Origin of the sequence: Morganella psychrotolerans, assembly GCF_965118875.1 — a bacterium.
In the GTDB taxonomy this organism is placed as follows: Bacteria; Pseudomonadota; Gammaproteobacteria; order Enterobacterales; family Enterobacteriaceae; genus Morganella; species Morganella psychrotolerans_C.
Genome location: NZ_CBCPJD010000006.1, coordinates 15,378 through 40,188 on the forward strand (window position 1 = coordinate 15,378; position 24,811 = coordinate 40,188).

The following is a 24,811-nucleotide window of genomic DNA, read 5'->3' on the forward strand; positions in this document are numbered from 1 at the left end:
ATTTCTTCCCCGCTCAGTGCGTTTCAATGGTGCGGATATCGGCGAAACTGCCGGTGACAGCAGCGGCTGCTGCCATTGCCGGGCTGACTAAATGTGTCCGCCCGCCGCGACCCTGGCGTCCTTCAAAGTTACGGTTGCTGGTGGAGGCACAGCGCTCACCCGGTTCCAGGCGATCGTTGTTCATCGCCAGGCACATGGAGCAGCCCGGTAAACGCCACTCAAACCCGGCCTCGGTAAATATTTTGTCCAGACCTTCCGCTTCCGCCTGCAATTTCACCGGACCGGAGCCGGGAACCACTATCGCTTGTACGCCCTGCGCCACTTTGCGACCTTTGGCAACGGCGGCGGCTGCGCGTAAATCTTCAATCCGTGAGTTGGTACAGGAACCAATAAACACTTTGTCGATTTTTATATCGGTTAATTTTTCGCCTGGTGTGAGGTTCATATAGGCCAGTGCTTTTTCAGCTGATGCCCGCTCGACAGGATCGGTGAAACTGTCCGGTGCCGGTATCGACTCGTTGATAGCAATGACCTGACCCGGATTGGTGCCCCAGGTGACCTGCGGGGCGATATCAGCGGCCTCAATAATAATTTCAGCATCAAACTGCGCGTCTGCGTCCGTTTTCAGTGTTGCCCAGTATGCAATGGCGGCATCCCAATCAGACTCTTTCGGTGCAAACTGACGACCTTTTATATAATCAAATGTGGTTTGATCCGGGGCAATCATTCCGGCTTTCGCGCCCATTTCAATCGCCATATTACAGACGGTCATGCGGCCTTCCATGGAGAGTGCTTCGATGGCATCACCACAAAATTCTGCGATATAGCCCGTCCCTCCTGCGCTGCCGGTACGCCCGATGATTGCCAGCACAATGTCTTTTGCTGTGACACCGGGTGAGACCTGGCCCCGCACTTCTATTTTCAGGGTTTTTGCCCGCGCCTGTTTCAGTGTCTGGGTTGCTAATACATGTTCAACTTCGGATGTGCCGATCCCGAATGCCAGGGAGCCGAACGCGCCGTGGGTCGCGGTGTGGGAATCTCCGCAGACAATGGTCATGCCCGGCAGGGTAATGCCCTGTTCCGGTCCCATAACATGGACAATGCCCTGAAACGGATGGTTTAAATCATAGAGACGGACACCAAATGCCTCACAGTTTTTCATCAGCTCCTGCATCTGAATGCGTGCCATGTCACCGCAGGCATTGATATCTTTGGTTTGCGTCGACACATTGTGATCCATGGTGGCAAAGGTTTTTTCCGGGCGGCGCACAGGGCGGTTTTTCGCCCGTAATCCGTCAAACGCTTGTGGAGAGGTCACTTCATGCACCAGATGGCGGTCGATATACAGGATCGGGGTTTCGTTTTCTGCTTCACGAACCACATGGGCATCATATAACTTCTGGTATAAGGTTTTGCCTGTGCGCATTTTAAGCCCCTTCTGTAATTAATCGCGCGATGATATCGCCCATCTCATTTGTGGTGACGCTTTTGCCGTTGCCCGCGACATCTCTTGTCCGGTAATCGGCGTTCAGGGCGTTATTGACCGCATTCTCTATGCTGTCTGCCGCAGCAGTCTGTCCCAGACTGAAACGCAGCATCATAGCAGCAGATAAAATTTGTGCGACCGGATTGGCTATGTTCTGTCCGGCGATATCCGGCGCGGAGCCGCCCGCCGGTTCATACAACCCGAATTTTTCCGCATTCAGACTGGCAGATGGCAGCATGCCCATGGAGCCGGTGATCATGGCGCACTCATCAGAAATAATATCGCCGAAAAGGTTTGAGCAGAGAATGACATCAAACTGGGACGGATCTTTCACCATCTGCATGGCGGCGTTATCGATATACATGTGTGACAGCGCGACATCCGGATATTGCTGCGCGATTTCAGTGACCACTTCGCGCCATAACACCGAACTTTGCAGTACATTGGCTTTGTCGATAGAGGTCACCTGTTTGCGGCGTTTTTGCGCGGATGCAAAGGCAATATGGGCGATACGCTCAATTTCATAGCGGTGATACACCTCGGTATCATAAGCCCGCTCATATTTCCCTTCTCCTTCGCGACCTTTCGGCTGACCGAAGTAGATCCCGCCGGTCAGTTCGCGGACACACAGGATGTCAAAACCACGAGCGGCGATATCACTGCGCAGCGGGCAGAATGCTTCCAGCGCCGGATAGAGTCTGGCAGGGCGCAGGTTACTGAATAATTTAAAGTGAGCACGTAATGGCAGCAATGCGCCACGCTCCGGCTGTGAATCCGGCGGCAGTTTTTCCCATTTCGGACCACCGACAGAGCCGAACAGAACGGCATCAGCCTGTTCACAGCCTTTGAGCGTGGCAGGTGGCAGCGGGTGTCCGTGATTGTCGATGGCGATACCGCCGACATCATATTCACTGGTGGAGATGGTCAGATTAAAGCGCCCGCGTACTGCATCCAGTACTTTGTAAGCCTGTGCCATAATTTCAGGGCCGATTCCGTCGCCCGGTAAAACAGCAATATGGTATTTTTCTGATGTTTTTTTTGCGTTATGTTCCGACATAGTTACACCGCTTCCTTAGTTTCTGTATTGTTATTGGTTGCGTCATCTGACTGAATTCGTTGTTTTTCTTCTTTGACCTGACCGGCCCGCCAGATGCTGTTAATAGCATGAATGATAGCCTGCGCGGATGACTCCACAATATCGGTAGCCAGTCCCATGCCGTGGTATTTGCGGCCTTCGTGCTCCACTACAATATTGACCTGTCCCAGCGCGTCCGTTCCCTGACCTTTGGCGGTCAGCTGATACGAGGCGAGTGTCAGGGAATAACCGGCTATCCGGCGGATGGCTTCATAAGCGGCATCAACCGGGCCATTCCCCTGTGCGGATTCAGATATAATGTTATCGCCCGCCTGCATTCTGACTGTTGCAGAGGCTTTCACGCCGGTGCCTGACTGGGTATTGAGGAATGCCAGAGAGAAGTGTTCAGGCTCTGCATGCTGTTGTTTCATAAACACCAGCGCTTCCAGATCGTAATCAAACACCTGACCTTTTTTGTCCGCCAGGCGCAGGAAGTCGGTATACAATTCATCCAGGTTATAATCCGCTTCCTGATAACCCATTTCTGCCATGCGGTGTTTTACCGCTGCGCGTCCGGAGCGGGAGGTCAGGTTGATTAAATTGTCTTTTAACCCGATGCTGGCGGGCGTCATGATTTCGTAGGTTTCGCGGTTTTTAATCACGCCGTCCTGGTGAATGCCGGAGGAATGAGAGAAAGCATTGCTGCCGACTACGGCCTTGTTCGGCGGCACAGGGGTGTTGCATAACTGGCTGACTAACTGGCTGGTGCGGTAGATTTCTTTGTGGTTGATCCCTGTGCGCACGCCTAACATTTTTTCGCGCACTTTTATTGCCATGACCACTTCTTCCAGTGCGCAGTTACCGGCGCGTTCACCTAATCCGTTGATTGTGCCCTCTATCTGACGTGCGCCCGCCTGAACGGCAGTGATGGAGTTTGCAACAGACATCCCCAAATCATCGTGGCAATGGACTGAAATGATGGTTTTATCAATATTGGGTACGCGATTGAATAATTCACTGATGATCCCGCCGAACTGATACGGCGTGGTGTAACCGACCGTGTCCGGGATATTGACCGTGGTGGCGCCGGCGTTAATTGCGGCTTCCACAATGCGGCATAAATCATCAATATCAGTGCGCCCGGCATCTTCGCAGGAGAATTCGACGTCATCGGTAAAACGGCGGGCATGTTTGATGGAGCCGACCGCCATATCAATGATGTCTGCAAAGGTTTTGCGTAATTTGGTTTTTACGTGGATCCCGGAGGTTGCCAGAACCATATGTAATCTGAATGCTTCAGCGACTTTCAATGATTCAGCAGCGGCATCAATATCCCCGATAACACAGCGTGATAACGCGGCTATCCGGCTGTTTTTAATCTCACGGGCGATAGTCTGAACAGACTGAAAATCGCCCGGGGAGGAGACCGGAAAGCCCGCCTCAATAATATCCACGCCCATGCGCTCGAGCTGAAATGCAATCTGTAATTTTTCTTTGACACTGAGACTGGCCTGTAACGCCTGCTCCCCGTCACGCAGTGTGGTATCAAAAATGATGACGTTATCGCTCATGTTGTGATCCTCTTTATTCTTATTTGTTCTGTTTTTCGGTTTGCAGGTATAAAAAAACCCGCGACATTTGCGCGGGTTCTTCAGCTCTCAGGGAGAAAGTTTACCTCATACTTTCAGCCACCAGCCCGCCACGCGCAGTTAAGGCGATAATTAGCAGACGGTTTAGGCGGAAAGTGGATGACATAATAATGACCTTCTTTGTTGATATCTGATGAGTGATGAGCACTATCCGGTGTGGTGCCGTGTCGTGCGATGTACTATTGATACTGAATATGAAAAGGGATGTCAACACAGGCCTTTCGCAGGAGATATCAGCAAACAGAGAAAAAAAGGGCACAATGCAGCGATATCGACTAATTTATAAAAATTAATCAGCGTTTTCATCTATAAGCTAGCTCAATGATTGGGCTAATATTTCAGCACGATTTTTTTACAGATAATCTGAATCAATTGAGTAAGCAGGGAATGCGGGTAACCGGCAGTGCTTTCGTACCGGGGGTCGCAGGCGATATTCATTAAACGGTTTATACCCGTATTCATTCAAACTGCAGGTTCGTTGGCTGCATCCTGAATGACGTTGGGTATATTTTTAATTACGTTAACATGCAAAATTGAATTTTTTATGCTGATAAAAGACAATTTTATTATGAATAAATACAATCTTTGTTTTATTATCTCTCTGCGTGAAAATTAAATGAATAAAGCAGTGTTGGTTTATTACTAATATGAATAAGTTACTGCCTTTAAATATTTAAATAGTATGCATCGTGATGATGATGCGCATCAGCGTATTCAGAACCGTACAAGGAAGAGACTCAATTATTAAATTAATAATCAATTGAGATAATGGATTTCAATTTGGTGTTTATTTGTCATTTCTATTAATGACATGATTCATATTGAAATCATTATAATAATTTATTGGAGTTTAAGATGACTGAATACACCTCAGTGGCAGATGTAAAAGAAGAATCCGGTGAGACAAACCTGCGTAATGTAGACCTTAATTTATTGACCGTGTTTGATGCGGTAATGCAAATGCAGAATGTCACCCGGGCTGCTGAACTTTTAGGCATGTCACAACCTGCTGTCAGTAATGCAGTATCAAGACTTAAAGTAATGTTTAATGACGAATTATTTGTCCGTTACGGGCGGGGTATCCAGCCTACTGCCAGAGCAAAACAGTTATTCGGTCCGGTAAGACAGGCGCTGCAATTGGTACACAATGAGTTACCGGGCGCCGGATTTGACCCGGCAACCAGTGAGCGGACATTTAACCTGTCAATATCCAGCCCGTTAGATATTCGCTTAACGGATAAAATCATTGAACAGGTTAAACTGCACAGTAAAAAAATTAATATCAATATTCAGTCATATATGAGTAAAAATATTGAGCATGACCTGAAATATCAGGAAACGGATTTTGCTCTCAGTTATAATCGTTTCGATAAACCAAATTATAACCATCACTTATTATTTAACGATCAATTATCACTGGTTGCTGCCCGCCATCATCCCCGCGTACAATATTCAATTTCTGAGAAGCAAATTTTCACTGAGCAGCATGCGGTTGTCGCCCTCGATTTAATTGATTCATTCAGCGCACCCTATTACGAAAACAATGAATTGCTGCGAGCTATTGTTTATCAGGGAACGAATTTAATCAGCGTGCTGAATATTGTCTCTAAAACAGAATTGGTCGCGATTGCACCTAAGTGGCTTATCCAGCTTTATTCTTCTCTGTTGCCTATCCAGGAAGTGCAACTGCCGTGGGATAAAGTCAGCCGTCCGGCATTTCTTATCTGGCATGAAGCCTGTGCGCGGGATAAAGGCCATCAATGGATGAAAGCGCTGCTGAGCCAGTTCACTCACAGTATTTAATCACTCATTTAAGTCACGATATCCTCCCGGTGGGCCGGTTTTCCTGCCGGAGGATTTTTTTGTGATCCCGCTATTGCAAAGATAACTAAATTTGCTTTTGTTCCCGCAGACAACAAGCTACACTTGCTGAAAATCTCAGCTTACACCTGTAAGCTGAAAGTAATTCCATAACGTGGAACCGCGCAGTATGGCGGCACAGTAAAGGAAACGCGTGTGACAAATATAAATTTGCATCACTATCATTTAGTGACGCGGCTGCAACAGCAGAAACAACAACGGGGCGACAAAATTGCACTGCGTCAGTGGTGTGAACAGGGACAGAATACGGATTATACCTGGCAGCAGGTTGGCGCGTTCAGTGAAAATCTGGCACACGCGCTGCTGGCGGAAGGTGTGAGTATACAGGAAAATATTGCTATATTTTCACACAACAGCGCCCTGTGGACGCTGGTTGATCTGGCTGTGTTACAGTGCCGCGCCATTGTTGTGCCGCTGTATGCCACCAGCAATGATGAGCAGGCTGCCTATATTATTAATGATGCGCAGACGCGCATTCTGTTTGTCGACGGACAAAAGCAGGCGGAAATTGCTCTGTTACTGTTGGAACAGTGCCCGACATTGGCGAAAATCATTATTATGGATCCGGAAACGGCCGCCATACCGTCGCATCCTGCCGTCTGTACCCTGCGCCAGTTTATGGACCGGGATGTCAGTGCATCTGCTCAGGAACTGAGTCAGCGAATTGCGGATTGTTCACTCGACGACCTCTTCACTCTTATTTATACCTCCGGCACCACCGGCGAGCCGAAAGGCGTGATGCTGGATTACCGCAATGTTGCGGCTCAGCTCTATCTGCATGATGAGCGCCTGACACTGAATGAAAATGATACCTCGCTCAGTTTTCTGCCGCTGACCCATGTGTTCGAGCGCGCCTGGAGTTTTTATGTGATGCACACCGGGGCGCTCAATGTTTACCTCAGCGACACTAACTTAGTCCGCGAAGCACTGATTTCAGTGAAACCAACTGTGATGTGTGCAGTTCCCCGTTTCTATGAAAAAGTATTCAGCGGTATCTACAAAAAAGTGGCGCAGGCCCCCTGGTATAAGCGGGCACTGTTCCACTGGGCGGTACGTACCGGTAAGAAAACGCTGGATGCACAACAGCAGGGAAAACCATTGTCATGGCTGGCAGCGCGCTGTGATAGTTTTGCCCGTCAGCGTGTACTGAGCAAATTACGCGATGTTCTGGGTGGTAATATCCGCTTTTTACCGGCGGCAGGCGCCCGGCTGGATGATGAAATTATTCTTTTCTTCCTGGCCATCGGCATTAATATCAAATACGGCTACGGCATGACTGAAACCTGCGCCACCGTCTCCTGCTGGGAAAATACCGGCTACCGCCTCGGCTCGATTGGTGTGCCGCTGCCGGATGTGGACGTGCGTATCGGTGAGAAAAATGAGATTCAGGTTCGCGGGCCGGTCGTAATGCGCGGTTATTACAATAAACCGGAAGAGACGCGTCAGGCCTTTACGGAAGATGGCTGGTTGCGTACCGGGGATGCCGGCGAACTGGATGAGCAGGGCAATCTGTTTATCACTGAGCGCCTCAAAGATCTGATGAAAACCTCCAACGGCAAATACATTGCGCCGCAGATGCTGGAAGGTACGCTGGGTCAGGATCGTTTTATCGAGCACATTGCCATTGTGGCGGATGCACGCAAATTTGTGTCAGCACTGATTGTCCCGTGTTTTGATACCCTGGAAGAGCACGCCCGCGCACTGAACCTCAAGTACCTTGATCGCATGGAGTTACTGAAAAACAGCCAGATTGTGGCACTGTTTGAGAGCCGCCTGAAAGAGCTGCAAAAAAATATTGCCGCATTCCATCAGGTCAAACGCTTTACACTGCTGCCACAGAACTTCTCTATGGAGCTTGGCGAACTCACGCCGACCCTGAAATTACGCCGTAAAGTGATTGCGCAGCGTTATCATCAGGAAATTGAATCCATGTATACCGAGTAATCTTCTTAAATGGCACCGCGTGTTTTATACGCGGTGCCATTTTTATATCCCGTTGGTTTTTCCTCTCCTCTCAGTGAACTCTGCTTTGCGATACAGCGGTGTCCGGTATGATCGTCTGCGGATCACAACATTTCCCTTATTCCTCTTTCCGGGCGGTATTGGCGGCGGAAAAAACGCATTTGCCAGCACTGTCAGTTTGTCGTTATGTTAATCCTCAGATAACTAAAAAACAGACAAACACATCACTTGCAGTTATAACCCGCAATCACGGGCAGGAGAGTATTTATGGAGAGGTTGACAGGGGCAGAGATGATCGTGCGCTCGCTTATTGATGAAGGCGTGGCGCATGTTTTCGGCTATCCGGGCGGCGCGGTGCTGGATATTTATGACGCGCTGCACACGGTGGGCGGCATCGGACACATTCTTGTCCGCCACGAGCAGGCGGCGGTTCACATGGCGGACGGTTATGCCCGCGCCACCGGTAAAACCGGCGTGGTGCTGGTGACATCCGGTCCCGGTGCGACCAATGCGATTACCGGAATTGCCACTGCCTACATGGATTCTGTGCCGCTGGTTGTGCTGTCAGGGCAGGTCGCGAGTGCGCTTATCGGCAATGATGCATTTCAGGAAGTCGATATGGTGGGGATCTCCCGCCCGGTGGTGAAACACAGCTATCTTATCCACGATGTGGCTGATATTCCCGCTACCATCAAAAAAGCCTTTTATCTGGCACAAACCGGACGACCGGGACCTGTGGTGATAGATTTCCCTAAAGATATCGTCCAGCAAAAACATGAATACAGCTATCCGGCCCGGGTCAGTCTGCGCTCTTATAACCCGACAGGCGCGGGACATAAAGGGCAGATAAAACGCGCACTTATCACGCTGATGCAGGCAAAGCGTCCGGTAATGTATATCGGCGGCGGGGTTGTCAGCGCGCAGTGCAGCCCGGAAATTTTCACCCTGGCAGAAAAATTGCGGCTGCCGGTCGCCCTCTCCCTGATGGGGCTGGGTGCATTTCCCGGCACTCATCCGCAGTGTGTCGGGATGTTAGGCATGCACGGAACGTATGAAGCGAACAATACCATGCATCACAGTGATGTGATTTTTGCGGTTGGCGTGCGCTTTGATGACCGGACAACCAATAACCTGGAAAAATATTGCCCGCAGGCAACCATTATTCATATTGATGTGGATCCGGCATCCATTTCCAAAACGGTGGAAGCCGATATCCCGATTGTCGGGGATGCAAAACTGTGTCTGGCACAGATGCTGCTGCAACTGGAATCCCTTGAGGATGGACAGGACCCGGACGCACTGTGTGACTGGTGGCGGCGTATTGATCACTGGAAAGAAAAGCAGTGTCTGGCAATAGACGGGAAGGGTGACAAAATCAAGCCGCAGACAGTGATCCGCACCTTGTGGGAACTGACTGAAGGCGACGCATATGTAACCTCTGATGTCGGGCAGCACCAGATGTTTGCCGCGCTCTATTACCCGTTTGATGAGCCCCGCCACTGGATAAACTCCGGCGGACTGGGCACGATGGGATTCGGTTTACCGGCGGCACTGGGTGTCCGGCTGGCAAAACCGGACGATATGGTTGTCTGCGTGACGGGTGACGGCAGTATTCAGATGAATATCCAGGAGCTCTCCACCGCGCTGCAATTTAATCTGCCGGTGCTGGTGCTGAATCTGAACAACCGCTTCCTCGGCATGGTCAAACAGTGGCAGGACATGGTGTATGACGGACGTCATTCACACTCGTATATGGACTCCTTACCGGATTTTGTGAAACTGGCGGAAGCTTACGGACACAAAGGTATCGCAATCAGCGACAAAGCCACACTGCGTGAGCAGCTTACAGAGGCATTGCGTATCGTCCGCGAAGAAAAACGGCTGGTATTTGTTGATGTGCAGGTGGATGAAAAAGAACATGTTTATCCGATGCACATCCGCAACGGCGGCATGGATGAAATGTGGTTAAGCAAAACGGAGAGGACCTGATTATGCGGAGGATTCTGTCAATCTTATTAGAAAACGAAACGGGTGCCTTATCTCGTGTGGCAGGGCTTTTTTCCCAGCGCGGTTATAATATCGAAAGTATCACAGCCGCCCCGACTGACGACCCGTCACTGTTTCGTCTGACGATCCAGACCAAAGGGGATGCCCGTGTACTGGAGCAGATAGAAAAGCAGCTCAACAAGCTGGTGGATGTGTTCCGTGTGACGGAACTGAGCGCCGCAACGCATATTGAGCGTGAGGTGATGCTGGTAAAACTACAGGCAAGCGGTTATGCGCGTGATGAAATCAAACGAAGCACTGATATTTTCCGCGGGCAGATTGTGGATGTCACCGCCACACTTTATACCGTGCAACTGACCGGGACGAGTGAAAAGCTGGACGCCTTCCTGGATGCAGTGCGCGGCTTTGCTGAAATTGTTGAAATCGCCCGTTCCGGTATCGTCGGGATGTCGCGGGGTGATAAAATAATGCGATGAAATATTCGTGGTGAAAGGGTAAACTACGGGTTCTTCTTGTTGGCCCTCTTTTCAGGGCCGTTCCTGATTTGTAAGGGGTTAACGTGAAACTGGATGAAATCGCCCGACTTGCCGGTGTGTCACGCACGACGGCCAGTTATGTCATCAACGGAAAAGCAAAACAATATCGTGTGAGTGACAAAACTGTCGAAAAAGTGATGGCGGTGGTTCGTGAGCATAATTACCATCCGAATGCGGTTGCCGCCGGTCTGCGTGCAGGTCGTACGCGCTCTATCGGGCTGGTTATTCCTGATTTGGAAAATACCAGTTATACCCGTATCGCTAATTATCTCGAACGCCAGGCACGGAGCCGGGGTTATCAGCTGCTGATAGCCTGTTCGGAAGATCAGCCGGATAACGAAATCCGCTGTGTGGAGCATCTGTTACAGCGTCAGGTGGATGCAATTATTGTCTCTACAGCACTGCCGCCGGAGCATCCGTTCTATCAGCGCTGGGCAAACCGTTCACTGCCGATTGTCGCCCTTGACCGTGCGCTGGAAAACGAACATTTTATCAGTGTGGTCGGGGATGACTTTGAAGATGCCAAAATGCTGGCATCAGAATTGCGCCAGTTCCCGGCAGAATCAGTAGTGTATCTGGGCGCTCTGCCTGAACTCTCTGTCAGCTTCCTGCGTGAGCAGGGTTTCCGTGAAGCCTGGGAAGGCGATGCACGGAATGTGAATTTCCTGTACGCGGGCAGTTATGAGCGGGAAGCTTCAGCAAAAGCATTCAACACCTGGCTGGAAAGCAATCCGATGCCGGATGCGCTGTTTACCACCTCTTTTGCCTTGTTGCAGGGTGTGATGGACGCAACGCTTGCGCGCAGCGGTCGTTTGCCGAATCAGCTGGTTATCGCGACCTTTGGTGATCATGAACTGCTGGATTTCCTGGAGTGTCCGGTTCTGTCTGTGGCTCAGCGTCACCGCGATATTGCTGAGCGTGTTCTGGAACTGGTGCTGGCGAGTCTTGATGAAAAACAGAAACCGGCTGCCGGAATTACCCGGATCCGCCGTGACCTTTGCCGCCGCGGAAGTTTAAGCCGCCGGTAATTATTTCGGCCCATAATTTATGGTTTACTCTGATACCTATACGAAAACGTATAGGTATTTTTATTTAGTCTCCGGAAAAATAGCTGAAAATCGCTTTTTGAGAGGAATCCTAAGATTTTTTTTCATTTTTGCTGATTGACAGAAATTGACAAATTTTATAGCAAGCTATTTTTAATCGGTAAATACACTTATTTGAGGTAGGGGTATTTACGGATCAATATAATTTTCTCATTAAGATTATATCTATACAATTGATTTGATGAACATTTAATTTTTAATAATTGAATAATTACATAGTGTAACAAATAACAGCAGGGTAACTTTCCGGAGTACAAGTCCGGAGTGGTATAATGCAACGGTGAATTTTTATCCTGAAAGTGAGTAGTAGCTCGCAAAAATGCATCTTTCTTTCATCATATTCGGTATAATTTACCCCTGTTAGCTGAGTGTGTATTATGTGATTTTTTTTCTGATTCGAATCAGTGTGTTACCTTAATTCTGTTCCCTGAAGCTAAAAATACCATATTTTCTCACCCCCCTGTTCCCCGACGATAGATCCGAAACCTTGTCAGCTCTGGCTTGACAAGCTTTTCGTACCATTCGTAAACTCTGTAAGTGGGGAATTGTGGGTAGATGTGGTAAATCCGGGAAAAACAGGGCGGAGAAACGAATGTTTCGTGGTGCAACACTGGTAAGTCTTGATGGTAAAGGGCGGATTACTGTACCGACACGGTACCGGTCGCTGCTTGCCGAAAAGTCAGAGGGAAAGATGATATGCACCATCGATCTCCACCAGCCGTGTTTGTTGCTTTATACCTTACCGGAGTGGGAACTGATCGAACTGAAACTGGCACAGTTATCCTCTATGATCCCTGCCGAACGCCGGGTTCAGCGGTTGTTGCTCGGGCACGCCGCGGAATGTCAGATGGACAGCGCAGGACGTCTTTTGTTAGCCGGTACGCTACGTACCCATGCGCGGCTAACCAAAGAGGTTATGTTAGTCGGACAGTTCAATAAGTTTGAATTGTGGGATGAACAAACCTGGTATCAGCAGGTGCAGGATGACATTTCTGCCGAACAGACGGCATCTGAACCTTTATCAGCCCGGTTACAGGATTTATCACTTTAAATGACAGAGAGTCAGTTTCAGCATACCAGTGTCTTACTGGACGAGGCCGTCAACGGATTAACTATCCGTAAAGACGGAATTTATATCGACGGTACATTTGGCCGTGGCGGGCATTCCCGTCTGATTTTATCGCAGCTTGGTGAACAGGGTCGTCTGATAGCAATAGACCGTGATCCGCAGGCGATTGCCGCCGCAGCACTGATTGATGATCCGCGTTTTTCCATCGTTCACGGCCCGTTTTCCGCAATTGCCGGATATGTCAATGACCTGGGACTGAATGGTCAGATTGACGGCGTGCTGCTGGATTTAGGAGTGTCTTCCCCGCAACTGGACGACCCGGAGCGCGGATTTTCGTTTATGCGTGACGGACCGCTGGATATGCGGATGGACCCGACCCGGGGTATTTCTGCGGCGCAGTGGCTGGCAGAAGCGAAAGAAGAAGATATTGCGTGGGTATTGAAAAACTTTGGTGAAGAGCGTTTTTCCAAACGTATTGCCCGCGCCATCGTTGAGCGTAATCAGACCGAAGAGCCGCTGACAAGAACAAAACACCTTGCGTCACTGATCGCAGCGGTTTCTCCGGTGACAGAAAAACATAAACATCCGGCGACACGCAGCTTCCAGGCTATCCGTATTTATGTGAACAGCGAACTGGATGAAATTCGCCAGGCGCTGACAGGTGCATTAAGTATTCTGGCACCCGGCGGGCGTTTATCGGTAATCAGCTTCCATTCACTGGAAGACCGGATTGTTAAGCAGTTTATGCGTAATGAGAGCCGGGGTCCGCAGGTACCGCGAGGATTACCGCTGACAGAAGCACAGTTGAAAGCGCACGGTGCACCGTCACTGAAACTGGCCGGAAAAATGAAACCGTCTGAGCAGGAAATCAGTGTTAATCCGCGCGCGCGCAGTTCTGTTCTGCGTTTTGCTGAGAAAGTAGATAACGAATGACAACGGAACGGCACAATTTAGCCCGCGTTATCTGCCGTGACATGTTGCGCCACGGGTTTATCCCTGCGATTTTATTTGTCGCCGTGATAATCAGTGCCATTTTTGTTGTGATCACGGCACATAAAACGCGTCTGCTGACCGCTGAGCGGGAGCACCTTGTGCTGGAACGTAATTCGCTGGATATAGAGTGGCGTAATCTGATTCTGGAAGAGAACGCATTAGGGGATCACAGCCGTGTGGAGCGTATGTCTGTTGAGCGTCTCAGCATGCAGCATGTGGATCCTGCAAATGAACAAATTGTCGTAACAAAATGACGAAGGCATGAAGAGCAAAAAAACAGCAGGCAAAACACAGGGTGGCGCCCGCATTAAGCGCCCGGAAGAAAAAGCCAGTTTTATAAGCTGGCGTTTTGCGTTGTTATGCGGCGGGATTGGTCTCGCGTTAGCCGCACTGCTGATACGGGTTGCATATTTACAGATTATCAACCCGGACATGCTGGTCAAAGAAGGGGATATGCGCTCCCTGCGGGTTCAGGAAATCCCGACCGCACGCGGCATGGTCAGTGACCGCATGGGTCGCCCGCTGGCTGTCAGTGTGCCGGTGAATGCCGTCTGGGCCGATCCGAAAGAGTTAGCGGACAAAGGCGGGGTAGGGGATGACACCCGTTGGCGCGCGCTGTCTGAAGCGCTCAATATCCCGTTGGATCAGGTTAAACGCAAAGTTACGGCGAACCCGAAAGGCCGCTTTGTGTATCTTGCCCGTCAGGTTAATCCGACTATCGGCGATTATGTGAAAAAACTGAATCTGCCGGGCATTTATCTTCAGGCGGAATCAAAACGTTACTATCCGGCAGGCTCGGTTACAGCTCATATCATTGGTGTCACGAATATCGATGACCAGGGTATTGAAGGGGTCGAGAAAAGTTTCGACCGCTGGCTGACCGGGGTGCCGGGACAGCGCACTGTCCGCAAAGATCGCAGCGGACGGGTGATTGAAGACACGATTTCGCAGGAAAGCCAGGCGGGTCATAACCTGACGCTCAGTATTGATGAGCGTTTACAGGCACTGGTGTATCGCGAAATCAGCAGTGCGGTGGCGCTGAATAAAGCCGAATCCGGTACTGCGATTCTGGTGGATGTGAATACCGGGGAAATTCTGGCGATGGCAAACAGCCCGTCATACAACCCGAACAATCTCCAGGGAACGCCGAAAGATTCGATGCGCAACCGCGCTATTACCGATATTTTTGAACCGGGCTCGACGGTAAAACCGATGGTGGTAATGAGTGCTCTGCACAATAACATCATCAAACCTAACAGCGTGGTGAATACCTATCCGTACCGAATCAGTGGTCATGAAATCAAGGATGTCGGGCGTTATGCCGAACTGACCATCACCGGTATTTTACAGAAATCGAGTAACGTAGGTGTTTCACGACTTGCGTTAGCGATGCCCGCTCAGGAACTCGTGGACGTCTATTCGCGTTTCGGGCTGGGAAAACCGACCAATCTGGGGCTGGTCGGAGAAAGCAGTGGCATATATCCAAGTAAAAAAACACGGTGGTCAGAACTTGAAAGGGCCACCTTTTCTTTTGGCTACGGGCTGATGGTAACACCGTTACAGTTAGCGCGGGCTTACGCAACAATAGGTAGTTTCGGGATTTACCGCCCGCTCTCCATCACAAAAGTCGATCCGCCGGTGCCGGGCACCCGCGTCTTCCCTGAGCCGGTAATGAAAACCGTGGTTCAGATGATGGAAAGTGTGGCATTACCCGGCGGCGGCGGAACGCGCGCCGCCATCAAAGGGTATCGTGTGGCGATTAAAACCGGGACGGCGAAAAAAGTGGGCGACGACGGGAAATATGTTAACCGTTATATCGCATATACCGCCGGTGTCGCGCCGGCGAGTCGTCCGCGCTTTGCGCTGGTTGTGATTATCAATGACCCGCAGGGCGGCAAATATTACGGGGGTGCGATCTCCGCACCGGTATTCGGTGCCATCATGGGCGGTGTTCTGCGCACAATGAATGTGGAACCCGACGCGTTGCCGCCGGAAGAACAAACTAACGACGTGGTTACTACAAAACCAAAAGAGGGTACAAGTGGCAGATCGTAATTTGCGCGACTTACTCGCGCCGCTCGGTGTTGATGCACCGGCGAAGGCGTTACGTGATATGACCTTAGACAGTCGCAAAGCGGCTGCCGGAGATCTGTTCCTGGCGGTAAAAGGTCATCAGTCGGACGGACGTCACTATATTCCTCAGGCGATTGCACAGGGTGTGGCGGCGGTTGTAGCCGAAGCGGAAGGTACGGCAGAGGACGGCAGTGTACAAATCCTGCACGGCGTACCGGTTGTGTATCTGAGCCACCTCAATGAAAAATTATCCCGCCTGGCCGGTGAGTTTTACCACCACCCGGCGCAGCGCCTGAAACTGATAGGGGTTACCGGCACTAACGGTAAAACCACCACTACGCAACTGCTGGCACAGTGGACACAGGCAATGGGTGAAACCAGTGCGGTGATGGGAACGGTCGGTAACGGGCTGCTCGGTCATGTTATCCCGACAGAAAATACCACAGGCTCTGCCGTTGATATTCAGCTTGAGCTGGCCAAACTGGCGGCAAAAGGCGCTACCGTTGCTGCAATGGAAGTTTCCTCTCACGGTCTGGTGCAGAGCCGTGTTGCCGCGCTACCGTTCCGGGCGGCTGTTTTCACAAATTTAAGCCGTGATCATCTTGATTATCACGGCGATATGGCAAATTACGAAGCCGCCAAATGGCTGCTCTTCTCAACCCATCACAGCGAACAAAAAATTATTAATGCGGATGATGAGACAGGGCAAAAATGGCTGGCAAATCTGCCTCAGGCAGTTGCTGTTACCATGGAAGACCGTCTGCCGGTAAACTGGCAGGGGCGTTTTCTGAAAGCGACCGCGGTGGATTATCACGACAGCGGCGCACATATCACCTTTACCTCAAGCTGGGGTGACGGCGAACTGGACAGCCCGTTAATGGGCGCGTTTAACGTCAGTAACCTGTTAGTCGCCGCAGCAACACTGCTGGCATTGGGTTATGAACTGAACAGCTTACTGCGTAGCGCAACGTCTTTAGCGCCGGTTTGCGGACGAATGGAAGTATTTAGTGCTGAAAATCGCCCGACGGTTGTGGTTGATTACGCCCACACTCCGGACGCACTGGAAAAAGCCCTGAGCGCGGCGCGCCTGCATACCAAAGGTAAACTCTGGTGTGTCTTTGGTTGCGGCGGTGATCGCGATAAAGGCAAACGTCCGCTGATGGGCGCGATTGCCGAGCAGGAGTCAGATGTGGTGGTGATAACAGATGACAATCCGCGCAGCGAAGAGCCGCAGGCAATTATTAATGACATCATGTCCGGTCTGGTTGATACCTCGCGTGCACTGCCTATCCCCGGACGTGCCGAAGCTGTCACTTTTGCGGTGATGCAGGCGAAAGCCGACGACGTGGTGCTGGTGGCAGGAAAAGGTCATGAAGATTATCAACTGGTCGGCAGCCGCCGTCTGGATTACTCAGATCGCCTGACGGTCGCCCGGTTGCTGGGAGTGCTCGCATGATACCCGTCTCTCTTGCTGATATCGCACAACTGACCGGCGGGGAGCTTATCCTCAGCGGACATACGGCATCAGAACAGGTTGAAAGCGTCACAACAGACAGTCGCACTATCGGCAGTAAAGCCCTGTTTATCGCATTGACGGGTGAGTATTTTGATGCGCACGATTTTATACAGGATGTGGCCGCGAAAGGCGTCACAGCCGTGGTGGTTAATCACCGGACAGAGGTTAACTGCCCGCAGATTATTGTAGATGATACCCGCATTGCGCTGGGCGCGATTGCAAAAGGTAACCGGCTGCGCAGTCAGGCAAAAGTGGTTGCGCTGACCGGATCATCGGGTAAAACCTCCGTCAAAGAAATGACCGCAGCCATTTTACAGCAGGCAGGTGAAACCCTGTTTACGGCCGGCAATTTCAATAATGATATCGGTGTGCCGCTGACCTTACTGCGCCTGACAGAAAAACATCAGTTTGCGGTTATTGAGCTGGGTGCCAATCATATTGGTGAGATTGCGTACACGGTTGCTATGACCTGTCCGCAGACGGCGTTGGTTAATAATCTGTTTGCCGCGCACATTGGTGAGTTCGGTTCTGCAGAAGCGATAGCGCAGGCAAAAGGCGAGATTTTTACCGGTCTGACTGATGAGGGTACCGCAATCATCAATCTGGAGAGCAATGATCTTGCGCACTGGCAGTCACATCTGACATCCCGCCAGACCCGCTGGTGCTTTTCCGTTGATCCACACCCGCAGGCGGATTTTTACGCCACAGATGTGGTGATAAACCCGCTGACGACTGATTTTACACTTCACACACCGGCAGGCAGTACTGCCGTCACACTGCCGTTACCGGGCCGCCATAATATTGCTAATGCACTTGCTGCTGCCGCGCTGGCATTGTCCGCAGGCGCAACACTGACCGATATCCGCAGCGGACTGGCGCAGGTCAGTGCGGTGCCGGGGCGTTTATATCCGATTGCGCTGGCGCCGGGTAAACTGTTGGTGGATGATACCTACAATGCAAATGACGGCTCGCTGATTGCCGCTATTCGTGTGCTGGCACAGTTACCGGGCTACCGTATCCTGGTCACCGGTGATATTGCAGAATTAGGTGAATACGCGCAGGCGAATCACCGTAAAGTCGGGCAGGCTGCCCGCGATGCAGGACTGGACGCCGTCTTTAGTGTCGGTAAGTTCAGTCACTATATCAGCGACGAATGTCAGGGACGCCATTTTACTGATAAATCAACCTTAATCGCTGAGCTGACCCCGTTGTTAACTCAGCATCTGTCCATTTCAATTTTAGTTAAAGGTTCACGCAGCTCCGCAATGGAAGAAGTTGTGCACGCCTTGCAGGAGACTATCCCATGCTGACCTGGCTGGCCGAATATCTGGTGCAGTTCCATACCGCGTTTAACGTCTTTTCGTATCTGACGTTCCGCGCCATTGTCGGTCTGCTGACCTCGCTGATTATCGCATTATGGATGGGGCCGCATGTGATTGCGTATCTTCAGAAAATGCAGATTGGCCAGGTTGTCCGCAGCGAAGGACCTGAATCGCACTTCAGTAAGCGCGGCACGCCGACCATGGGCGGCATGATGATCCTCTTCTCTATCGTTATTTCAGTGCTGTTGTGGGCGCGGCTGGATAACCCGTATGTCTGGTGTGTGCTGCTGGTGCTTATCGGATACGGGGTTGTCGGTTTTGTGGATGACTACCGCAAAGTGGTGCGCAAAGACACTAAAGGGCTGATTGCGCGCTGGAAATATTTCTGGCAGTCCGTGCTGGCGCTGGCAGTTGCATTCAGTATGTATGCCATCGGCAAAGATACTGCGGCGACACAGTTAGTTGTGCCGTTCCTGAAAGATGTGATGCCGCAATTGGGCGTGCTGTATATCCTGCTGGCTTATTTTGTGATTGTCGGCACCAGCAATGCGGTGAATTTAACCGATGGTCTGGATGGTCTGGCGATTATGCCGACGGTCTTTGTTGCCGCCGGATTTGCACTGGTGGCATGGGCGACCGGTAACGTGAATTTTGCTCACTATCTGAGCATTCCGTATCTGCCGTATGCCGGGGAACTGGTGATTGTCTGCACCGCGATTGTCGGGGCGGGACTCGGTTTCCTCTGGTTTAACACCTATCCGGCGCAGGTTTTCATGGGCGATGTCGGCTCACTGGCACTTGGCGGGGCGCTGGGAACGATTGCGGTACTGCTGCGTCAGGAATTCCTGCTGCTGATTATGGGCGGCGTATTTGTGGCAGAAACACTGTCGGTGATTTTACAGGTCGGGTCCTTCAAGTTACGCGGTCAACGTATCTTCCGGATGGCACCTATTCATCACCATTATGAATTAAAAGGCTGGCCTGAACCGCGGGTGATTGTCCGTTTCTGGATTATCTCTCTGATGTTAGTGCTTATTGGTCTGGCGACACTCAAGGTACGTTAATCATGACGAATTATCAGGGGAAAGACATCGTAATTGTCGGGCTCGGTTTAACCGGGCTTTCCTGTGTGGATTTTTTTATGTCTCGCGGCGTCACGCCACGGGTCATGGACAGCCGCACGTCCCCGCCCGGCATGGATAAACTGCCGGACGGCATTGAGTGTCACTGCGGGGGTTTTGAGCCGCAATGGCTGCTGGATGCAGATTTAATTGTCGCAAGTCCGGGTGTGGCTGTCAGCACCCCGGAACTGTATGCGGCAGCGCAGACGGGTGTTGAAATTATCGGTGATATTGAATTATTCGCCCGCGAAGTAACAGTGCCGGTGGTGGCGATTACCGGCTCTAACGGCAAAAGCACCGTCACCTCACTGGTCGGTGAGATGGGGCGCTGTGCCGGGTTACGCACAGGTGTGGGCGGTAATATCGGTTTACCGGCACCGGAACTGCTGAAAGAAGAGTATGACCTGTGTGTGCTTGAGTTATCCAGCTTTCAGCTTGAAACCACATTTAGTCTGAGTGCGGCTGCTGCCACTGTGCTGAATGTGACGGAAGACCATATGGATCGCTACCCTCAGGGATTAGCGCAATATCGCGCAGCAAAACTGCGCGTCTATCATAATGCACCTGTATGTGTGTATAACGCAGAAGATGCGCTGACACAGCCGGGTTGTGATTGTAACTCTGCCGACTATGTCAGTTTCGGCAGCGATACCGGTGATTACTGGTTAAATACCGAAGAGCAGGCGCTCTATTTCCAAGGTGAAAAACTGCTCGATTGCAGTGAAATGATCCTGCACGGTCAGCACAATTATTGTAATGCCCTGGCAGCACTGGCGCTGGCGGATGCGGTAAATATCCCGCGTGAAGGGGCTTTGCAGGCACTGCGCACTTACAGCGGGCTGGCGCACCGTTTTCAACTGGTGCATGAAGCGGCAGGCGTGCGCTGGATTGATGACTCGAAAGCGACGAACGTCGGCAGTACGGAAGCAGCACTGAACGGATTACGGGTGGATGGCTGTCTGCATCTGCTGCTGGGCGGTGACGGAAAATCGGCTGATTTCTCGCCGCTGCTGCCGTATCTGGGCGGGGATAATATTCGTTTATATTGCTTTGGTCGTGATGGCGCACAACTGGCGCAACTGCGTCCGGATGTGTCTGTGCTGACGGATACAATGGAGCAGGCAATGCGTACATTAGCGCCGGTACTGGCGGCGGGTGACATGGTGCTGTTATCACCCGCCTGTGCCAGTCTGGATCAGTTCCGTAATTTTGAAGTGCGCGGGCGCGAATTTACCCGTCTGGCGCAGGAGCTGAGCGCATGAAACTTCCCGGATCACAGCGTCTGAAAAACTGGCTTATCGGCGAACGAAACGGTGAGTTCAGCACGGTTGTCATGTACGACCGGACATTGCTGTGGTTTGCTCTGGGGCTGGCGGCGGTCGGTTTTGTGATGGTGACATCCGCCTCAATGCCTGTCGGGCAGCGGCTGGCGGAAGATCCGTTTTATTTCGCCAAACGTGACGGCGGGTTTTTAATTTTCTCTTTTATTGTTGCTGTTGTCGTCATGCGCTTTCCGCTGGAAATGTGGCAGCGTTACAGCACATTACTGCTGATTGGCACAGTCGCCGGGCTGATTATTGTGCTCGGTGTGGGCAGCTCAGTTAACGGGGCATCACGCTGGATTGCTATCGGGCCGATGCGTATTCAGCCTGCGGAAGTTTCCAAACTGGCGCTGTTTGTCTATCTGGCAAGCTATCTGGTGCGCAAAGTGGAAGAGGTCAGAAATAATTTCTGGGGATTCTGCAAGCCGATGGGCGTGATGTTTATACTGGCGGTATTACTGCTGTTACAGCCTGACTTAGGTACCGTAGTTGTGCTGTTTGTTACCACACTGGCGCTGCTGTTTCTGGCAGGCGCAAAGATGTGGCAGTTTATCTCTATCATCGGCATTGGTGCTGCGGCAGTTGTGTCGCTGATTATTGCCGAGCCTTACCGTATGCGCCGCGTAACTTCTTTTCTTGACCCGTGGGAAGATCCGTTCGGCAGCGGTTATCAGTTAACACAGTCACTGATGGCGTTCGGGCGCGGTGATTATCTCGGGCAGGGGCTGGGTAACTCCATCCAGAAAATGGAATACCTGCCGGAAGCACATACTGACTTTATTTTTGCCATCCTCGGGGAAGAACTGGGGTATGTGGGCGTGATCCTCGTGCTGCTGATGGTCTTTTTTGTAGCATTCCGCGCCATGGTGATTGGTCGCCGCGCATTGCAGCTTGACCAGCGTTTTGCCGGTTTTCTGGCGTGTGCTATCGGGATCTGGTTCAGTTTTCAGTCGCTGGTGAATGTGGGTGCCGCCTCCGGTATGTTGCCGACCAAAGGTCTGACACTGCCGCTTATCAGTTACGGCGGCTCCAGTTTAGTGATTATGACCGTAGCCATCGCGTTGTTGCTGCGGATTGATTTTGAAACCCGTCTGGCAAAAGCCCAGGCATTCTCAAGGAGAGCGCGATGAGTAATAAAGCCCCCCGTCTGATGGTTATGGCCGGCGGAAGCGGCGGACATGTATTTCCGGGGCTTGCGGTTGCGCACTATTTGCAGACTCAGGGCTGGGAGATCCGCTGGTTGGGAACACGCGACCGGATGGAAGCTCAGCTTGTGCCGAAACACGGCATTGATATTGATTTTATTGAAATTACCGGGTTGCGTGGTAAAGGTATAAAAGCCATGCTGACCGCGCCGTTTCGTATTGCAAAAGCGATAAAACAGGCGAAAACAATTATGCAGAACTATCAGCCCGATGCCGTACTCGGCATGGGCGGGTTTGTTTCCGGTCCCGGTGGTGTTGCTGCATGGCGCTGCGGGATACCGGTTATTCTGCACGAACAGAACGGCGTAGCGGGTTTGACCAACGGCTGGTTATCCAAAATTGCCACAACCGTGTTACAGGCATTTCCGGGCGCATTTCCGGACGCACCGGTAGTCGGAAACCCTGTGCGTGAAGACCTGCTGGTGTTGCCGGCGCCGGCACAACGCTTTGCCGGGCGCGAAGGGCCAATCCGGATACTGGTAATCGGCGGTAGTCAGGGCGCACGAATTCTGAATCAGACAGTGCCGGAAGTGGCGGAATTAATGGGTGATGCCGTCTGTATCCGCCATCAGGCGGGAAAAGGCAGTATGGAAAGTACTCAGGCACTGTATAACGAACACAATTCAGCGGATAATGTCACTGTCACTGAATTTATTGATGATATGGCGGATGCTTATACCTGGGCGGATGTTGTTATCTGCCGCTCCGGTGCACTGACTGTCAGTGAAATTTCCGCGGTGGGCCTCGGCGCTGTTTTTGTGCCGTTTCAGCATAAAGATCGTCAGCAGTACAGGAACGCGCTGCCGCTGGAAAATGCCGGTGCCGCGGTTATCCTTGAGCAGCCTGCATTCACGGCGCAGGCGGTGACGGGATACTTACAGGAATGGGACAGACCGCGCCTGCTGAAAATGGCAGAGCAGGCAAATAGTGTGGCCATTACCGATGCCACCAAACGAGTGGCAGATGCAATTATTGCGGCTGCAAAAAAACACTAACGAATTGATATAGCGAAGAACTAACGTGAATATACAGCAACTGGCGAAATTACGATCCTTCATTCCGGAAATGAAACGCGTCCGGCACATCCACTTTGTCGGTATCGGCGGCGCCGGTATGGGCGGGATAGCGGAAGTATTGGCGAATGAAGGCTATGAGATAAGCGGGTCTGACCTGGCGCCTAATGCAGTGACAAAGCAACTGACTTATCTGGGGGCGACTATTTTCTTTAATCATCGTCCTGAAAATATTACAGATGCCAGTGTTGTCGTGGTCTCCACGGCGATTTCACAGGATAATCCTGAACTTGTCGCGGCGCGTGAAGCCCGTATTCCGGTTATCCGCCGCGCGGAAATGCTGGCAGAACTGATGCGGTTCCGTCACGGCGTGGCAATTGCCGGAACTCACGGAAAAACGACAACCACAGCGATGATCTCCGGTATTTACGGGCGCGGCGGTCTGGACCCGACTTTTGTTAATGGCGGGCTGGTTAAAGCGGCGGGTGTTCATGCGCGTCTGGGATCAAGCCGTTACCTGATCGCGGAAGCAGATGAAAGCGATGCCTCTTTCCTGCATCTGCAACCGATGGTGGCTGTCGTTACTAATATTGAACCGGATCACATGGACACTTATCACGGCGATTTTGAAACGCTGAAAGATACGTTCATTACGTTTCTGCACAACCTGCCGTTTTATGGTCTTGCTGTGGTATGCATGGATGACCCGGTTATCCGTGAGCTTGTTCCGCGTATCGGGCGTTATGTAATTACCTATGGTTTTCATGAAGATGCAGATGTCAGAATCGGTGATTTTGAACAGCGTGGCGCTCAGTGTTTCTTCACGGTTTATCGTGAAAATATGCCTGATTTGCATGTGGAACTGAATGCACCGGGTCGTCATAATGTGCTGAACGCGACTGCCGCGATCGCCGTGGCGTCTGAGGAAGGCATTGCGGATGAAGATATCCTTGCATCACTGCGTGAATTCCAGGGAACCGGTCGCCGGTTTGATTTCCTCGGGAATTTCCCGCTGGAACATGTCAACCAAAAACCGGGCAGTGTGATGCTGGTGGATGACTACGGGCATCACCCGACAGAAGTTGACGCAACAATTAAAGCTGCACGCGCAGGCTGGCCGGATAAACGCATTGTGATGATTTTCCAGCCGCACCGTTATACCCGTACGCGTGACTTATACGAAGATTTTGCCAATACGCTGGATCAGGTGGATGTTCTGCTGATGCTGGATGTGTATTCTGCCGGTGAACCCGCCATTCCGGGCGCGGACAGCCGCTCATTGTGCCGGACAATTCGTCAGCGCGGCAAGCTGGATCCTATTTTAGCCACCGATCCCGGCAAAATTTCATCCGTATTAGCACAGGTTCTTGAAGATAATGATTTAATATTGGTTCAGGGCGCCGGAAATATCGGTAAAATAGCGCGTACATTGGCTGACACAAAATTGCGGCCGGTTTTGAGTGAGGATAACTAAG

General features: G+C 51.3%; 19 protein-coding genes. 16 read left to right on the forward strand and 3 right to left on the reverse strand.

What is annotated here, in order from left to right:
* Nucleotides 1-13 precede the first annotated feature (13 nt).
* Genes leuC through leuA form a run of 3 tightly spaced genes read right to left on the reverse strand, consistent with a single transcriptional unit; the run spans nucleotide 14 to nucleotide 4,132 of the window.
* Nucleotides 14-1,426: a 3-isopropylmalate dehydratase large subunit gene (leuC, locus tag ACMHKJ_RS07275; protein ID WP_413492794.1), complete on the reverse strand. Its 1,413-nt coding sequence runs from the start codon at nucleotides 1,424-1,426 to the stop codon at nucleotides 14-16.
* Nucleotide 1,427: 1 nt separating this feature from the next.
* On the reverse strand, nucleotides 1,428-2,543 hold the full coding sequence (gene leuB / locus ACMHKJ_RS07280) for a 3-isopropylmalate dehydrogenase (protein WP_413492795.1): 1,116 nt from the start codon (nucleotides 2,541-2,543) through the stop codon (nucleotides 1,428-1,430).
* A 2-nt stretch (nucleotides 2,544-2,545) separates the two neighbouring features.
* Nucleotides 2,546-4,132, reverse strand: a complete 1,587-nt coding sequence (leuA, locus tag ACMHKJ_RS07285) for a 2-isopropylmalate synthase (RefSeq protein WP_413492796.1) — start codon at nucleotides 4,130-4,132, stop codon at nucleotides 2,546-2,548.
* 933 nt (nucleotides 4,133-5,065) lie between these two features.
* On the opposite strand from leuA, the gene leuO reads away from it, so the two are divergent.
* The 16 genes from leuO (at nucleotide 5,066) to murC (ending at nucleotide 24,810) form a co-directional block, all read left to right on the forward strand.
* Nucleotides 5,066-6,013: a transcriptional regulator LeuO gene (leuO, locus tag ACMHKJ_RS07290; RefSeq protein ID WP_413492797.1), complete on the forward strand. Its 948-nt coding sequence runs from the start codon at nucleotides 5,066-5,068 to the stop codon at nucleotides 6,011-6,013.
* A 213-nt stretch (nucleotides 6,014-6,226) separates the two neighbouring features.
* Nucleotides 6,227-8,035 carry an AMP-dependent synthetase/ligase gene (locus tag ACMHKJ_RS07295; RefSeq protein WP_413492798.1) on the forward strand — a complete coding sequence of 603 codons (1,809 nt, stop codon included), beginning with the start codon at nucleotides 6,227-6,229 and terminating at the stop codon, nucleotides 8,033-8,035.
* Nucleotides 8,036-8,320: 285 nt separating this feature from the next.
* Nucleotides 8,321-10,042, forward strand: coding sequence for an acetolactate synthase 3 large subunit (gene ilvI, locus ACMHKJ_RS07300; protein ID WP_413492799.1), 1,722 nt, complete (start codon nucleotides 8,321-8,323; stop codon nucleotides 10,040-10,042).
* Nucleotides 10,043-10,044: 2 nt separating this feature from the next.
* A complete protein-coding gene (gene ilvN / locus ACMHKJ_RS07305) occupies nucleotides 10,045-10,536 on the forward strand; it encodes an acetolactate synthase small subunit (protein WP_067360484.1) in 492 nt (163 codons plus the stop codon).
* Nucleotides 10,537-10,619: 83 nt separating this feature from the next.
* Complete coding sequence (gene cra / locus ACMHKJ_RS07310; protein ID WP_413492800.1) at nucleotides 10,620-11,624, forward strand: catabolite repressor/activator; 1,005 nt, start codon at nucleotides 10,620-10,622, stop codon at nucleotides 11,622-11,624.
* Between the two features lie 670 nt (nucleotides 11,625-12,294).
* Entirely contained in the window at nucleotides 12,295-12,753 is a 459-nt protein-coding gene (mraZ, locus tag ACMHKJ_RS07315; protein ID WP_067360489.1) for a division/cell wall cluster transcriptional repressor MraZ, read from the forward strand.
* The gene (gene rsmH / locus ACMHKJ_RS07320; RefSeq protein WP_413492801.1) at nucleotides 12,754-13,704 is read left to right on the forward strand and encodes a 16S rRNA (cytosine(1402)-N(4))-methyltransferase RsmH; all 951 of its coding nucleotides are present in this window, start codon (nucleotides 12,754-12,756) and stop codon (nucleotides 13,702-13,704) included.
* Nucleotides 13,701-14,018, forward strand: coding sequence for a cell division protein FtsL (gene ftsL, locus ACMHKJ_RS07325; RefSeq protein WP_067360495.1), 318 nt, complete (start codon nucleotides 13,701-13,703; stop codon nucleotides 14,016-14,018). Before rsmH ends, ftsL begins: the two co-directional genes overlap by 4 nt.
* 7 nt (nucleotides 14,019-14,025) lie before the next feature.
* Nucleotides 14,026-15,819: a peptidoglycan glycosyltransferase FtsI gene (gene ftsI, locus ACMHKJ_RS07330; RefSeq protein ID WP_413492802.1), complete on the forward strand. Its 1,794-nt coding sequence runs from the start codon at nucleotides 14,026-14,028 to the stop codon at nucleotides 15,817-15,819.
* Nucleotides 15,806-17,293, forward strand: a complete 1,488-nt coding sequence (murE, locus tag ACMHKJ_RS07335) for a UDP-N-acetylmuramoyl-L-alanyl-D-glutamate--2,6-diaminopimelate ligase (protein ID WP_413492803.1) — start codon at nucleotides 15,806-15,808, stop codon at nucleotides 17,291-17,293. The genes ftsI and murE overlap by 14 nt, the downstream gene beginning before the upstream one ends.
* Nucleotides 17,290-18,663, forward strand: a complete 1,374-nt coding sequence (murF, locus tag ACMHKJ_RS07340) for a UDP-N-acetylmuramoyl-tripeptide--D-alanyl-D-alanine ligase (RefSeq protein WP_413492804.1) — start codon at nucleotides 17,290-17,292, stop codon at nucleotides 18,661-18,663. Before murE ends, murF begins: the two co-directional genes overlap by 4 nt.
* Nucleotides 18,657-19,739 (forward strand): phospho-N-acetylmuramoyl-pentapeptide-transferase, encoded by a 1,083-nt coding sequence (mraY, locus tag ACMHKJ_RS07345; protein ID WP_413483220.1) that lies wholly within the window; start codon nucleotides 18,657-18,659, stop codon nucleotides 19,737-19,739. Before murF ends, mraY begins: the two co-directional genes overlap by 7 nt.
* Nucleotides 19,740-19,741: 2 nt before the next feature.
* The gene (gene murD, locus ACMHKJ_RS07350) at nucleotides 19,742-21,058 is read left to right on the forward strand and encodes a UDP-N-acetylmuramoyl-L-alanine--D-glutamate ligase (RefSeq protein ID WP_413492805.1); all 1,317 of its coding nucleotides are present in this window, start codon (nucleotides 19,742-19,744) and stop codon (nucleotides 21,056-21,058) included.
* Nucleotides 21,055-22,248 (forward strand): cell division protein FtsW, encoded by a 1,194-nt coding sequence (gene ftsW / locus ACMHKJ_RS07355; RefSeq protein ID WP_413492806.1) that lies wholly within the window; start codon nucleotides 21,055-21,057, stop codon nucleotides 22,246-22,248. The genes murD and ftsW overlap by 4 nt, the downstream gene beginning before the upstream one ends.
* Nucleotides 22,245-23,318 carry an undecaprenyldiphospho-muramoylpentapeptide beta-N-acetylglucosaminyltransferase gene (gene murG / locus ACMHKJ_RS07360; protein ID WP_413492807.1) on the forward strand — a complete coding sequence of 358 codons (1,074 nt, stop codon included), beginning with the start codon at nucleotides 22,245-22,247 and terminating at the stop codon, nucleotides 23,316-23,318. The genes ftsW and murG overlap by 4 nt, the downstream gene beginning before the upstream one ends.
* Before the next feature lie 25 nt (nucleotides 23,319-23,343).
* Nucleotides 23,344-24,810 carry a UDP-N-acetylmuramate--L-alanine ligase gene (murC, locus tag ACMHKJ_RS07365; protein ID WP_413492808.1) on the forward strand — a complete coding sequence of 489 codons (1,467 nt, stop codon included), beginning with the start codon at nucleotides 23,344-23,346 and terminating at the stop codon, nucleotides 24,808-24,810.
* Nucleotide 24,811: the final 1 nt, after the last annotated feature.